Raw genomic sequence first — 11,803 nt, 5'->3', positions numbered from 1 at the left:
TGAACAAAATACTTCATGACGACTTTACTTTTCTTGTTTGTCCTCTGCGCAGCTTTATTGCATGCTAGTTGGAATGCTTTAGTAAAGATTAGCGCTGATCGGTTTTTGGGTATTTCAATTATCGTCTTTTTTGCCGGGTTGATTTCAACATCAGGATTATTCTGGGTAGGGTTGCCGGCATTCTCATCTCTACCGTGGCTGATATTATCCGCCATTCTGCATACCGGTTATTGTCTGTTTTTAAGCCGCTCTTATGCCACGGGAGATTTAAGTCAGGTATATCCGATTGCCAGAGGGTGTGCACCCCTCATTACTGCTTTATTAAGTTGGTTAATTCTGCGGGAAGCGTTACCTCCCGTTGCCATGTTAGGGGTGGGGTTAATCATTGTAGGGATCATTTTGATTGCGTTTCCACAAGGGAAAAAATCTTTTTACTTGGATCGCAAGACATTGGTTTCCGCAATGATTACATCAGTATTTACTGCCTGTTATACCCTGTCTGATGGTGTCGGCTCCCGTACCAGCGATAATGCCTTAACCTATATTTTGTGGCTATTTGCTATTAATGGCTGGGTAATGGGTGTGATTATGTATTTCAAGTATTGGAATATGGCTGGAAAAAATATTCGTCAATACTGGAAGCAGGGTTTGATGGGAGGGCTGATGCAATTATTGAGTTATGGCATTGTTATTTGGGCAATGAGCCATGCTCCTATTGTACTGGTGGCTGCATTGCGAGAAACCAGCGTATTGTTTGCCATGTTATTGTCAGTTTTTATCTTGCGGGAACCGTTTAGCAAAATGCGATTATTGGCTTGTGTTGTGATAGTAGCGGGAGTGATTGGGACGAAACTGGGGTAACGAGTATATCTCGTTACCCTTGCGTTATATCAACCTTGCCATCAGGGGATATTGTTGCTATATGTATCACCCTTTTTTTGCTACGCGTAATTGCAAGATAGTTAGCATGTCTTAATGGTGATGAAGAGTCTCTCATCTGATCATCTTGATGTACCGAAGTTGATTTTTCTACCAGATGCCATCTCAGCATTTTAACTTTCCATCTAGTAATATAGTCTTCAGATGGACAAACGATATTAGCCCATGGATCACATACCCAAGAATTATCAGGCAATGCATCATATATTTTATTTATCTCAGGGAGGTCTTGAGTTTGTTCAGGGAGAGTAATAACAGCAATAGTATGATCATAAGGATCATCAAATGCGATAATCAGTATATAAACAGGGATCATTTTATTATTAATATTCCGTTTTCCACTGCTTATAAACGAATTTAAAAGATCATCAACTCGATGTGTAGTTAAATAGCCCAATATTGAGAGTGTTAATTCACCACAATTCCCAATTAACACCTCACCGGCATCTGATTTATATAAGGCATGGTTATACCTGTCCATAATATGTTCTTTCAATAAAAAATCCTCTAAAAATTCATCATGTATATTTTCCTTTTCTTTGATACGTTGAGGGGTATACATTGCTCTTTTATTTTCAGGTAATCTTTCAATGTTAAGATACGTTTTATTCGTTGTTTTTCCACGGAAAAGATTCCGTGCATGCCTAATCGCATCGAGTAAAATATTTTCAGTCATAATTTGCTCCTGTTATCGCTTAGAGTTTTATCTGGTATAGGTTTGTATAATTAAATTAAGCAATTTTCTTAATGTTATTTATTTATTTATTTATTTATTTATTTATTTATTTATTTATATAGATAGGATGCTATTTTTAAGGAGCCCAGAAGAGCCTAGAAGTGATACTTTCTGCTATTTTTAAGGAAGTTTCAAGATTAATCAGATGATGGCGTTGCTTTAAATGGCAAAAATAGAGGGAAAATCAATGAATAAAAAAATAAGCTCCTGATTATCAATAAATTAAATAATAATCAGGAGGAGCTATTATCAGAGATCTTAAAAAAGCATGAAATTACTTAGTCAGATCATCAAAAAATTTCTTCACGCCATCAAGAAAACTCTTGGAGCGGGGGCTATTGGTTTCACCGCTTTTCCCGCCAAAAGAATCTCCCAATTTACGCATCAGCTCTTTCTGCTCTTCATTCAATTTGACCGGTGTTTCTACTACAACACGGCAGAGCAAATCGCCTTGAACGCCACCACGAACAGATTTAACTCCCTTACCCTTCATGCGGAACAATTTACCCGTTTGGGTTTCCGCAGGGATTTTCAGGCTGACACGGCCATCAAGGGTAGGGACTTCTATTTCGCCACCTAATGCCGCGGTTGCGAAGTTGATAGGAACTTCACAATAGAGGTTGCTGCCATCACGCTCAAAGATATGGTGAGTTCTGACTTGAACCTGAACGTACAAATCGCCGGATGGTGCGCCGTGTTCACCTGCTTCACCTTCACCACTCAAGCGAATGCGATCACCGGTATCGACGCCTGAAGGGATCTTAACAGACAGGGTTTTGTATTTTTCAACGCGTCCATGTCCATGACATTTGCCGCACGGATTTTTGATGATTTTTCCGCGGCCATGACACTGAGGGCAAGGCTGTTGAACCGCAAAGAACCCTTGGCGCATTTGTACTTGGCCTGCACCGTGACAGGTTGAACACGTTTCCGGGCTGGTGCCTGCTTTTGCTCCGCTGCCATGACAAGTATCACAGGTTTCCAATGTCGGAATACGGATCTCTTTGGTCACACCACGGACAGCTTCTTCCAGGGTTAATTCCATGTTGTAACGCAGGTCTGAGCCACGGCTAGGGCGCTGTTGACGGCGACCACCACCGAAAATATCTCCGAAAACGTCACCAAAGATATCGCTAAAGTCAGCTCCGCCACCGAAACCACCTGCGCCACCACCCATGCCACCATGTTCAAAGGCAGCATGACCATATTGGTCATAAGCAGCGCGTTTCTGAGAATCCGTCAGGATTTCATACGCTTCTTTAATTTCTTTGAATTTACTTTCTGCATCTTTATCGCCCTGATTACGGTCAGGGTGATATTTCATTGCCAGACGCTTATAGGCTTTTTTGATCTCTTTTTCGTCTGCAGTTTTGGATACTCCCAAAACTTCGTAATAATCTTGTTTTGCCATCGTATTGTTTACCCTTAACACGCACGCACGGGCGTAGAGTTACCTCAACGCCCGTGTCAGTTAACAAGTAACAGGCGCCCTGTTACTTTGCCCGCTAAGGGCTATTATTTTTTGTCTTTAACTTCTTCGAATTCAGCGTCTACAACGTCATCTTCTTTTTTCGCGTTGCTTGCGCCAGCGTCAGCAGCACCAGCCTGAGCTTGTTGCTGTGCGATTTCCAGCAGTTTCTTAGATGCTTCAACCAGAGCTTGGATCTTCGCTTCGATGTCAGCTTTGTCTTCGCCTTTCGCCGCAGTTTCCAGCTCAGAAGTTGCTTTCTCGATTGCTGCTTTATCGTCTGCAGTCAGTTTGTCACCCGCTTCTTCAACTTGTTTACGAGTGCCGTGAACCAGTTGGTCAGCCTGGTTACGAACCTGAACCAGCTCTTCAAACTTACGGTCAGCTTCTGCGTTTGCTTCTGCATCGCGTACCATCTGTTGGATTTCTTCTTCGTTCAGACCAGAAGAAGCCTTGATGGTGATGTTTTGCTCACGACCTGAATTTTTGTCCTTCGCAGAAACATGCAGGATACCGTCAGCATCGATGTCGAAAGTCACTTCGATTTGCGGAGTGCCGCGCATTGCTGGCTGAATGCCATCCAGATTGAACTGGCCCAGAGATTTGTTATCACCGGCACGTTTACGCTCACCTTGCAGTACGTGAATAGTTACCGCAGATTGGTTGTCTTCTGCTGTAGAGAACACTTGGCTATGTTTAGTTGGGATAGTGGTGTTCTTATTAATCAGGGAAGTCATCACGCCGCCCATGGTTTCAATACCCAGAGACAGAGGAGTAACGTCCAACAGCAGAACGTCTTTCACGTCGCCTGCCAGTACGCCGCCCTGAACTGCCGCACCCATCGCAACAGCTTCGTCCGGGTTCACGTCTTTACGTGGCTCTTTGCCGAAGAAGTCTGCAACGGCTTTCTGAACCATTGGCATACGAGTCTGACCACCAACCAGAATAACGTCTTGAACGTCAGAGACAGACAGACCAGCATCATTCAGAGCAACTTTCAGTGGCTCGATAGAACGTCTCACCAGATCTTCAACCAGTGATTCCAGTTTCGCACGAGTCACTTTAACGTTCATGTGCTTAGGACCTGTTGCATCTGCGGTGATGTATGGCAGGTTCACGTCAGTCTGCTGTGCAGAAGAAAGCTCGATTTTCGCTTTTTCTGCGGCTTCTTTCAGGCGCTGCATTGCCAGCGGATCGTTACGCAGGTCGATGCCTTGTTCTTTTTTGAACTCGTCAACCAGATAGTTGATCATACGGCTGTCGAAGTCTTCACCACCCAAGTGAGTATCACCGTTGGTTGCCAGAACTTCATAGGTTTTTTCGCCATCAACTTCGTCGATTTCGATGATAGAGATATCGAAAGTACCGCCACCCAAGTCATAAACAGCGATAGTGCGGTTGCCCACTTCTTTGTCCATACCATAAGCCAGAGCAGCAGCAGTGGGCTCATTGATGATACGCTTAACTTCCAGACCTGCGATACGGCCGGCATCTTTAGTTGCCTGACGCTGTGCATCGTTGAAGTAGGCAGGAACAGTAATAACTGCTTCGGTTACTGGCTCACCCAGATAATCTTCTGCTGTTTTCTTCATCTTTTTCAGAACTTCAGCAGAAATCTGAGGGGGTGCCATTTTCTGGTCTTTCACTTCCAGCCATGCGTCGCCGTTATCCGCAGCCATGATTTTGTATGGCATGATGGATTCGTCACGCTGAACTTCTTCGTCCTGAAAACGGCGGCCGATCAAACGCTTGATAGCGAACAAAGTATTTTGCGGGTTAGTAACAGCCTGACGTTTAGCTGGTTGACCAACCAGAGTTTCACCATCCTGAGTATATGCGATGATTGAAGGTGTGGTACGGTCACCCTCGCTGTTTTCAAGCACACGAGCTGTCGTGCCGTCCATAATTGCTACACAAGAGTTGGTAGTTCCCAAGTCGATACCAATGATTTTACCCATCTAAACGCCTCCACAAAGAATTCATATATTCGGTCAAGTTACTAAGCTATATGAGGACGAATGTTTGCTTTTCAATGGCATTGATTGCCAGAAATTCCTCATTTGATGTTTTCAGTTGATACTGAAATATCCGTAGTAACTGTAGTTGATACTTAGATGGGGCCATTCATCGCATCATCAAGGGGCAGATTGAAAAAAAATTGAAGTTTAATGAAAAATTTTTTTCTAAGGCCATTGTGTAGTTGATGCCATCACATTATGATTCGCCGCCTTTTATAGTTTCTTGGCGAAATAAAGTGCCTTGATAACTTTTTTAATATTTTGTTTTATCTGTATTTTTCAGGGGAATTATGAACTCTAGTAAGTTGGCGAACCCAGGCCCGTTGGGCTTAATGGGTTTTGGTATGACGACCATTTTGTTGAATTTGCATAACGCAGGTTTTTTCCCATTGACGTCGGTCATTTTGAGCATGGGCATTTTTTACGGTGGATTGGCTCAGGTGCTGGCAGGCATTTTTGAGTACAAAAAAGGAAACACTTTTGCTGCGACCGCATTTACTTCTTACGGTATGTTTTGGTTGAGTCTGATTGGTGTGTTTTTCCTGCCGACGATGGGACTGGCAGAAGCAACCAGCCGTGAATTTCTCGGCGTTTACCTCGCCTTGTGGGGCATTTTCACTTTGTTTATGTTCTTTGGTACGTTGAAAGCCAACCGTGTCCTGCAATTTGTGTTTGGCAGCCTGACCCTGCTGTTCGCATTATTGGCGATTGGTAATATCACGGGCAATGCCAGTATCTTGACGTTCGCGGGTTTTGAAGGCGTTATCTGTGGTGCGAGTGCTTTCTATCTGGCAATGGCTGAAGTTCTGAATGAACAATATGGCCGTACTATTTTGCCAATTGGTGAAGTGAAACACGCTTAACCGTTTTTAGACAGGATGAGTATTCGTACTCATCCTGTTTTATGTCAGTTAGCTCACTTTGCCTGCTTTTTCTTATATTGCTTTTTTTCGCAAATAGAATCCCAATAAGATACCGACAGCCGATAACGTCATCATATAGTAGGCGGGTGCCAGTGAAGTATATTTCAACAGCAGGGTAACGAGAATCGGGGTTAGTCCCCCAAAAATGGCATAGGCCAGGTTATATGAAAATGAAATGCCACTGAAACGTACTTCCGGCGGATAACTTTTAACCATAACGAATGGTGCTGAGCTAATCACACCAACAGCTAATCCGGTAATGGCATAAACACTAAATAATTTGAGCGGTTCATCGCTGATATTATGATAGAAAAACCATGTTGCGGCAGCTAATAAAATACAGCCGACGATCAACACGATACCAGCGCCACACTTATCACATAAATAGCCTACAAATACACAACTCGCCGCCAGCGAGATGATCGCAAGGCTGTTTGCTTTCAGGGTAATTGATTGCTCCAGATGAAATACCGTCTGCATATAGGTGGGTGCCATCAAAATAATGACCACGATACCAGCGGAAAGCAGCCATGTTAATAGCATAGAGACCGTGATGGCGCGTTTGTGATTAAAGATAACGGATTTTAGGGGCAGTTCTTCCGCCAGCGCTTTACGTTCCTGCATTTCCTTGAAGATAGGGGTTTCATGCAGCCAACGGCGCAGGTACATGGCACACAGACCGAAAACACCACCCAAAAAGAAGGGGAGACGCCATGCCCAATCCAGGACTTCCTGTCTGGAATAAATGGAAGTAATCATGGTTGCCACTAGAGAGCCAAACAAAATACCCATGGTCAACCCTGCTGTCAAAACGCCACAGGCAAAGCCTATGCGCTTATGAGGGACATGCTCTGCCACAAAGACCCATGCTCCGGGTACTTCTCCCCCAATCGCAGCTCCCTGCATGATTCGCATCAGCAAGAGCAGTACGGGAGCGGCAATACCAATCGTATCATAGGTGGGCAGCATTCCAATGAGCAGTGTTGGTACAGCCATCAGGAATATACTGAGTGAAAACATCTTCTTGCGCCCAATAAGATCACCAAAATGAGCCATGATGATCCCACCTAACGGCCGAGCTAAATAGCCGGCAGCAAAAATACCAAATGTTTGTAGTTGCCTAAGCCATTCAGGTATATCCGCAGGGAAAAACAGTTCTCCAAGCGCAACGGCAAAGAAGACAAAGATAATAAAGTCGTAAAACTCCAGCGCACCACCTAAAGCGGCCAAAGACAGAGTTTTATAGTCCTGCCTGTTTAATGAACGATTTTGATATTGTGACATAAGTTACCGATTTATAGTTATAAAATGAGGTTTTTTATTATTATTTTCAATAAGTCTATTTTTTTTCGACGAATGAAAATAAAACTTATCCTATATTAAAAGGTGTTTATTCTGCAATTTTTTAAATGAACCGATTCTGTGATATGTAGCATAGGTTTGGGTAGAAGGGGAGCTTACGTCTGTATATCAGTTTGTATATCAGGAGAATTTTAGATGGAAGAATACTCAGCCCACACGTTAAATAATCTTTTATCAATTAAAGTGCGGAGTGCTCTTCCACAGAGATATTAATATCAGGGATTATTTTTCCAGATGTTGTTTCAGCAGTGATATAACCGTTTCAATATCCGGTAATGAGGGATGTCCCACCATACGTTGCAATGACGCGTCAAAATTTTCGTGCCAAACGGGATCAACCACGAAATAACCATCTTCTTGCAGCCGGGCAATATTGCGGAGGGTCGCCTTTTTTTCCCACATCACGCTTCCCATTACAGGGAAAAACAGCACCGGAAACGTGGAAGCCAGAACCACGGTCGTTAATCGGTTGGTCGCGCCACCGTGGGCAGCGGTCGCCAGTGTGTTAGCAGTGGCAGGTAAAACGGCCATAATGTCATGATCCGCTACAATGCGTGAAGGTTTATCTGTTGGCCAATCGTGTGGTGACTCTCCGCTGATAACCCGGTCTGCATAAAGCGCAACAGTTGATGCGGGTAAAAAAGTGGTGGCGCTGTTTGTCATCAATACCGTCAATGTACAGTCGATCGTTGCCTTAATTGCTGAAAGGTATTTTGGAAGGAGGGTAATATCCACTGATCCAGTTGCACCAATTAAGATCCGAGGTTTTATCTGTGGAATTATTTCAGCATTTTTCATCGGTAAATTAGCCTCTTATTATTATAAAAATGGATGATTAGGGGTTGCATTAGCGTGTTCCAGCAACCCATCTAGCTGCACCAAGTAAGAATCTCTGCCATGTTCTTGCCATTCCCGCGGATATCCCAAAGAAACTTCCAAATGAGCAACATCTTGAATATATTCGAGATTAGGGATGTGTAAGTGTCCGTATACCACCATGCGAACTCCTTTTCCTGATGCCCACTGATGAGTTTTTTCACTGCCACACCAAATGGAAAATTCAGTATTGCGCAAAGATTCAAGCGGTTTTCGGAGAAGGGGAAAATGGCTTATAAGCACAATATCTTCACCGTCTGGAATAGTGTTTAAACGTTGTTCGGTATATTGGAGACGTTCCCGACACCAGTCGATAATATTTTTATGGGGGTAGGTTTTCAGAAAGAATTCGTCAGAGCTGATGACACCACAGCGACGGGCGCGTTCTATGGCCTGCTCCGCCGTATAGTCATCAATATTTCTGAATGAATAATCATATAGAGTAAAAATAGGGGCAATGGTAACGGTTTTACCATTCCCCATGCGGTAATGGCGAAACTCATCTTCAGGGGTGAGTACGTTATGCTGTCGGCAAATATTGACCAGATGTTCATAACGCAATACGCCGGGTAACTTTAATTGATCTCTTGGCGTACACCAGAGTTCATGATTCCCCGGCGTCCAGACGACTTGGGAAAACCGCTGAGAAAGCATACTGATGGCCCATGTAAAGTCTGATTCCTGCTCTGCAATATCACCTGCCAGCAGAAGCCAATCATCGGGTGTTGATGGCCTGAATGATTCGACTATAGCTCTATTTGTTGCATGAGATACATGTAAGTCACTGATAGCCAGCAGCATGAGCTCACCTCTTTGTTTCTTATTTTCCTAACATCCTATTTCCCTGACATCCTGAGTTTCCTGAAAAATCAGGGTGTTCCCGGAGGGGCTTCTCCCCATCCCCAGTTGGGCACGGTTTCGCGACGTGAAGGTGCGGCATTGGGTTGAGAATTGGCTTCAGCCCTGCGTGAACCCCATTCGATATAGCCTGCAAAGGCGGCACGAAATTCAGGATCAGATGGCAGGCCGATTTCATCAGCAGACTGCATCAGCAAATCTACCCATCTTTTCCTTTGTTCTGGCTGAATGCTTCTGCCTCTGTGACGGCTTAACATGACCTTGAAGCCACCGCGCTCATCGGTATAGCGCTTTTCGCCACCGAGCACTTCTTCCAACCACATGGCGACATGGCCGGGGTGATCGGCTTTCATGTGTTGGAACAGCGGAGCGAGTAGCTCATCTTTTTCAACTTTGGCATAAAAGATGGTCATGAGTTTCATGAGGGCCTCACGACCTCCCATCCATTCAAATAAGGTCGGTGCTTCATTTGCCATAATATAACCTCTCATATGAAGATATTTATTAATGATGTTGCGATTCAGGCAACGGCTATGTGTTGATATCCGTTACCCCAACTCCAAAGACGCAATGGCCTTAACCTTATCTATCTGCCCCTTTGGGATGAAATTGCCTTTGTACATTCTGTATGTGTTAAAGAGTCCCTTTAACCCATACTCGTTAGCCAGTTGGAGAAAGTCGTTGTTATCGGTTTCGGGAACATCCGCCGATATAGGTAAACCATCAGAGGCTTGTGCGAATGCGGTAAGAGCCAGCGTTTCAACAACTTCGGCATTGTCGGCATGGAAAGGGCCTATTCGGTAACCATTTTGGGATCGCCTTATGCCTATGATCCCGGAAATTCCTGTTCTGGAATAAGTACAAAATCCATAACGCTCTTTTCCCCAGAACCAATTGGCAAGCAATGCGCCCCGATAAACGCCGGTGCATTCCGCATCATATTTAATGACTTCATCAATATTGGCTGGTGTGATCAGAATAGCGCCTGCTGGGGGTGTGATTTTTTTCTGGATGGCTCCAGAAAGCCGGACATTACGATAATGTTTAACAAATCCTCTTTTTTCGTAGAGTGAGGTTTTATCCCAGTTACCATCACAGCCAATGGTGCGATGTTCTGCGTAATCCATAGACCATTTCCATATTTTCCCTGCACAAACACTATTGCGGAATTCCGGTGGGATGAGGAAGCTACCACCGAATGTGTAATGGTCTGAATAACTTACCATCGACATTGATGCGATAGGTTGCATATTATGATAGGCGATAAAGAAAGCATCTGGGTCTACATTAAAGAAACAAGCCGTATCGCCCGAACTAATATCCCAGTTTTCATTATTTGCCCAATTGAGAACGATAGAATTCCATTGACTCAGATTCACCGAACGGATGAGACACGTTTGAGTGCTCCTTTCATTCATAATCAATATATCCTCTCGAATAGGGTTGAGTACCAGTATGGTGTGGTCTTAAAGTCCAAGTGATTTACTGATGATTTCCTGCAGTACTTCGCTGGTTCCACCATAAATAGTCTGGGCACGGCTATTCAGCCAATTTTTGCCGGCAGTGGAATCACGCAGGTAGCCCAGCCCTCCGTGCAATTGCAGGCAGCGATCTGCCACTTTCATTTGAAGTTCAGTCGTCCACCACTTGATGCGGGCGGCATCCACCAGGCTGAAAAGGCCTTGGTTAAAGAGTTCAACGGCGTTATCAAGGTAGATGCGGGCAATTTTTACTTCAGTATCTAATTGCGCGAGCATAAAACGGTTGTATTGAAAGGAGCCGATTGGTTGATTGAAAGCCGTTCTTTCTTTCACATATTCCAGTGTGCTCTGCAATATATGTTCTGCACTGGCAACCGCCACAGTTGAAATACTGAGGCGTTCGCGGGGCATCGCTGACATGAAGTAATAGTTACCGAGGTTTTCACGGCCAAGCAGGTTGGTAATGGGGACTTTGCAGTCATGGAAAAAGAGTTCAGCCGTGTCGCTGCCATTCCAGCCAATTTTCTTCAATGGCTCCCCTCTGGTGAAGCCGGGCATATCCCGTTCTATTGCCAACAGGCTGATGCCCTGACCTTGTTGCCCTTGTTCTGTTTTTACAGCGACTACGATCAGATCCGCGTTGATGCCATTGGTGATATAAGTTTTGCCGCCATTGACCAGATAGTAATCACCCTGACGTGTAGCCACAGTTTTGATGTCGGCGGTATTGGAACCCCCACCGGGTTCTGTCATGGCAATAGCAGCAACTCGTTTTCCGCTACACAATTCCGGCAGCCACCTTTGTTTCTGTTCCTCATTACCAAGGGCAAAAATATAGCTGGCAACAACATCATTATGGGCAACGATCCCCGGCACAGTCACACCTGATTTGATGAGTTCTTCTGTCAGAATTACCGCGAATCGGTAATCGCTTTTTCCCAATCCCCCAAATTCGGGAGTGACACTCATGCCTAATAAGCCTGACTGACCTAACTTCTCCCAAAAGGAGCGTTCAACTAGCCCATTTTCTTCCCACCTTTGATGTTCAGGGACGATTTCTCTTTCAAGAAATTCACGGCAGGATTTCCGGTAATTATCAAAACTATCAATCTCAATACGCATATTCACTCCTGATTCTGTGT

General features: G+C 44.4%; 11 protein-coding genes. 2 read left to right on the top strand and 9 right to left on the bottom strand.

Annotation, left to right across the window (positions count from 1 at the left end; genetic code table 11):
- The first annotated feature begins 15 nt into the window (after window positions 1-15).
- The gene (locus AAC854_RS00330) at window positions 16-861 is read left to right on the top strand and encodes an EamA family transporter (protein ID WP_340615378.1); all 846 of its coding nucleotides are present in this window, start codon (window positions 16-18) and stop codon (window positions 859-861) included.
- 13 nt (window positions 862-874) lie between these two features.
- Here AAC854_RS00330 and AAC854_RS00325 read toward each other — a convergent pair whose 3' ends face one another.
- The 3 genes from AAC854_RS00325 to dnaK form a co-directional block, all read right to left on the bottom strand.
- Window positions 875-1,615 carry a hypothetical protein gene (locus tag AAC854_RS00325; protein ID WP_340615377.1) on the bottom strand — a complete coding sequence of 247 codons (741 nt, stop codon included), beginning with the start codon at window positions 1,613-1,615 and terminating at the stop codon, window positions 875-877.
- Window positions 1,616-1,949: 334 nt separating this feature from the next.
- Window positions 1,950-3,086, bottom strand: coding sequence for a molecular chaperone DnaJ (dnaJ, locus tag AAC854_RS00320; RefSeq protein ID WP_340615376.1), 1,137 nt, complete (start codon window positions 3,084-3,086; stop codon window positions 1,950-1,952).
- Between the two features lie 104 nt (window positions 3,087-3,190).
- Entirely contained in the window at window positions 3,191-5,101 is a 1,911-nt protein-coding gene (gene dnaK, locus AAC854_RS00315) for a molecular chaperone DnaK (protein WP_340615375.1), read from the bottom strand.
- A gap of 350 nt (window positions 5,102-5,451) precedes the next feature.
- Here dnaK and satP point away from each other — a divergent pair, with 350 nt between their 5' ends.
- Window positions 5,452-6,024: an acetate uptake transporter gene (gene satP, locus AAC854_RS00310; protein WP_340615374.1), complete on the top strand. Its 573-nt coding sequence runs from the start codon at window positions 5,452-5,454 to the stop codon at window positions 6,022-6,024.
- Between the two features lie 72 nt (window positions 6,025-6,096).
- Here satP and AAC854_RS00305 read toward each other — a convergent pair whose 3' ends face one another.
- The 6 genes from AAC854_RS00305 to AAC854_RS00280 form a co-directional block, all read right to left on the bottom strand.
- Window positions 6,097-7,368 (bottom strand): MFS transporter, encoded by a 1,272-nt coding sequence (locus AAC854_RS00305; protein WP_340615373.1) that lies wholly within the window; start codon window positions 7,366-7,368, stop codon window positions 6,097-6,099.
- A gap of 300 nt (window positions 7,369-7,668) precedes the next feature.
- Window positions 7,669-8,244 carry a flavoprotein gene (locus AAC854_RS00300; RefSeq protein ID WP_340615372.1) on the bottom strand — a complete coding sequence of 192 codons (576 nt, stop codon included), beginning with the start codon at window positions 8,242-8,244 and terminating at the stop codon, window positions 7,669-7,671.
- Between the two features lie 21 nt (window positions 8,245-8,265).
- Window positions 8,266-9,123, bottom strand: coding sequence for a metallophosphoesterase family protein (locus AAC854_RS00295; RefSeq protein ID WP_340615371.1), 858 nt, complete (start codon window positions 9,121-9,123; stop codon window positions 8,266-8,268).
- 68 nt (window positions 9,124-9,191) lie between these two features.
- Window positions 9,192-9,656, bottom strand: coding sequence for a group II truncated hemoglobin (locus AAC854_RS00290; RefSeq protein ID WP_340615370.1), 465 nt, complete (start codon window positions 9,654-9,656; stop codon window positions 9,192-9,194).
- Between the two features lie 72 nt (window positions 9,657-9,728).
- Entirely contained in the window at window positions 9,729-10,598 is an 870-nt protein-coding gene (locus tag AAC854_RS00285; protein WP_340615369.1) for a GNAT family N-acetyltransferase, read from the bottom strand.
- Between the two features lie 48 nt (window positions 10,599-10,646).
- Window positions 10,647-11,783, bottom strand: a complete 1,137-nt coding sequence (locus AAC854_RS00280) for an acyl-CoA dehydrogenase family protein (protein ID WP_340615368.1) — start codon at window positions 11,781-11,783, stop codon at window positions 10,647-10,649.
- Window positions 11,784-11,803 lie beyond the last annotated feature (20 nt).

The organism is Xenorhabdus entomophaga, assembly GCF_037996725.1.
GTDB classification, from domain to species: domain Bacteria; phylum Pseudomonadota; class Gammaproteobacteria; order Enterobacterales; family Enterobacteriaceae; genus Xenorhabdus; species Xenorhabdus khoisanae.
The sequence above is the reverse complement of the archived record's forward strand: the minus strand, read 5'-3'. Positions and strand labels throughout refer to the sequence as shown.

What these genes read in the sequence shown, in the direction of transcription:
- AAC854_RS00290 (WP_340615370.1), bottom strand. Translation starts at nt 9,656, where the DNA reads ATGGCAAATGAAGCACCGACCTTATTTGAATGGATGGGAGGTCGTGAG.
- AAC854_RS00285 (WP_340615369.1), bottom strand. Translation starts at nt 10,598, where the DNA reads ATGAATGAAAGGAGCACTCAAACGTGTCTCATCCGTTCGGTGAATCTG.
- dnaJ (WP_340615376.1), bottom strand. Translation starts at nt 3,086, where the DNA reads ATGGCAAAACAAGATTATTACGAAGTTTTGGGAGTATCCAAAACTGCA.
- dnaK (WP_340615375.1), bottom strand. Translation starts at nt 5,101, where the DNA reads ATGGGTAAAATCATTGGTATCGACTTGGGAACTACCAACTCTTGTGTA.
- AAC854_RS00300 (WP_340615372.1), bottom strand. Translation starts at nt 8,244, where the DNA reads ATGAAAAATGCTGAAATAATTCCACAGATAAAACCTCGGATCTTAATT.
- satP (WP_340615374.1), top strand. Translation starts at nt 5,452, where the DNA reads ATGAACTCTAGTAAGTTGGCGAACCCAGGCCCGTTGGGCTTAATGGGT.
- AAC854_RS00325 (WP_340615377.1), bottom strand. Translation starts at nt 1,615, where the DNA reads ATGACTGAAAATATTTTACTCGATGCGATTAGGCATGCACGGAATCTT.
- AAC854_RS00295 (WP_340615371.1), bottom strand. Translation starts at nt 9,123, where the DNA reads ATGCTGCTGGCTATCAGTGACTTACATGTATCTCATGCAACAAATAGA.
- AAC854_RS00330 (WP_340615378.1), top strand. Translation starts at nt 16, where the DNA reads ATGACGACTTTACTTTTCTTGTTTGTCCTCTGCGCAGCTTTATTGCAT.
- AAC854_RS00305 (WP_340615373.1), bottom strand. Translation starts at nt 7,368, where the DNA reads ATGTCACAATATCAAAATCGTTCATTAAACAGGCAGGACTATAAAACT.
- AAC854_RS00280 (WP_340615368.1), bottom strand. Translation starts at nt 11,783, where the DNA reads ATGCGTATTGAGATTGATAGTTTTGATAATTACCGGAAATCCTGCCGT.